Below are 1,932 nucleotides of genomic sequence, written 5' to 3'. Positions count from 1 at the left end.
CTGGTTGATGATAATATCGGTAATGTAAGAAAATATCCCGGTAGGGAAAGTCAATATTATCCCCAGCACACAGTTTATTGAAAACTTTTGACTTGATTCCAATGTAATGAAGATAAGTCAGCCGATTCCCATGATCATAAAGTAGATTATCCCGAACCTCAAAGTGAGGAGATGTTACCGAATTGCCTGTTCTTTGATCTTTAGGCAAACTCAGAGAAAAATTATGGATAGATAACCCAGACCTCATCCTCATGTAGTTGAGTACAGATTGGTTAGGCGCTCGCTTATAGAGAACTTCTGCTTCCCCATTAGCTAACTGAGAAACTAACCATTCTCGCTGCTTTTCAGGAAATAATCCCCGCTTAGCCCCATAAAATCCCGAACAGAAAATTTCTGAATTAATCTGGGATTCATGGAATAGTTCCAGTAACTTCGGTGAGGCTAAGTTAAAAATATGTGCTGGGTCTTTATACTGAAAGTCATAAACCACAAAATCACTCTCATCTAACTGCTTAAAGACGAAATCTAAGGAATTCATCAGCAGAGTGTCAGCATCCAGATAGATAAATTTTTCAAATGGACTCTGTGGATCAAAGGCACAGTAACGATGATTTTCACCAACCCGATAGAATTTCGTCTTCATGCCTTGTGCTTGCCATTCTTGTAAAGCGTCAGGGTGAGTTTTCCAAACACGGTAGGAAAACTCTTCCCAACGGGCAAATAGTTCTGGATTATCCAGCAAGGTGACATTATCTCGGGTGGCAATTTCTTGACGGACCTTGTCTAATTGATCATTGTAGGCAATTACACAAACTGGAGTCTCTTTCCCAGCATTAACCTCTATGCTATTGAGCAGTGCTACCAGTTGGTTGTAAACCACATCATTAGCCAATGTATAAATTCCTGTGCTCATCTAGACTTACCCCAGTTTTTCCACTACTTTAGACAAGAAGTTGAGTAAATTCAACTCATGTAAAATGATTTGACGTGCTTCTGCGATCGCATCTAGAGCGTCATGCCATGCATCCGGTGTAGCGGTCACCTCCTGAATGTAAGCTAAGCCCTTTTCATCCTCACTTGGCAGTCTCAAGAAGCTTCCTGGAGGCAATAATTTATCAGCAGCAGAACCACCATAGTATATGGGTAAACACCAGGCTAATAAAGCATCCCACAACTTTTCACTCACATACCAATCATTACCAGCATAGTTTTCAATCGCCAGGTTGTAGTAATAAGGAGCCATCGCATTCCACTTATTCCCTACTTTTCCATATCCGTTTACCCAGTCTGGCAAATCCCGTCCATACACGTCAAATTCTAGATCACTGTCCCTCAACAGCTTCAAAAACGCCAAACGCTGACGATGATTAGCCGTGCGAGCAATACCGGAGGTAATCCAACAACAGGAACGAGCTTTTTCAGGCGGTCCCATTTCATTCAATTCACGAAACGAATTGTTGTGGTATGAAATAGCAGGCATATAGTCAGGAATTGGCGCAAAATCATCAGGACCACATACATAGCCACAGTATTCCTGAGCTTGTTTATATTCATTAATTCGGATCTCTTCCCGTTCTGGAAAGGGAGGTTCTCGCACCAAAGAAATAATCCGTTCTTTCGGCACTCCCCGCAAGAGAGTCTTGAGATCTGCGACCTTAGGCTCAGCGGGCTTGTGAGCTAGCCCAAAAAAATTGCCAAATTTGGGTTTAACTGGTTTGATGTCAGAAAATTCGTTAAAGTTGTATAGCAGTAAAAAATCCGGTTGAGGTGCAGTAGCTATCATTTGAATATTTTTCCAAACCCCCAAAGGACGAGGGGTTTGTTTCCATAGCCAATCAACAGGACTGGGTTTCAGTGCCTTATAGCTACTGATCATACCGATAACTTTTTTGTCCATAGTTTTGGACATAGCTTAATTTCCTAACTCATCAA

General features: G+C 41.6%; 2 protein-coding genes. Both read right to left on the bottom strand.

What is annotated here, in order from left to right:
- Nucleotides 1-913 (bottom strand): Npun_R2821/Npun_R2822 family protein (locus tag F6K37_RS40085; protein WP_287256836.1); only part of this gene is annotated, 913 nt, incomplete at its 3' end.
- Between the two features lie 6 nt (nt 914-919).
- Nucleotides 920-1,909, bottom strand: coding sequence for a glycosyltransferase family 10 domain-containing protein (locus tag F6K37_RS40080; RefSeq protein WP_008184342.1), 990 nt, complete (start codon nt 1,907-1,909; stop codon nt 920-922).
- Nucleotides 1,910-1,932: the final 23 nt, after the last annotated feature.

Source organism: Moorena sp. SIO4E2, assembly GCF_010671945.1.
GTDB lineage: Bacteria > Cyanobacteriota > Cyanobacteriia > Cyanobacteriales > Coleofasciculaceae > Moorena > Moorena producens.
Note: the sequence above shows the minus strand (reverse complement) of the source record. Positions and strands in the feature narration are given on the sequence as shown.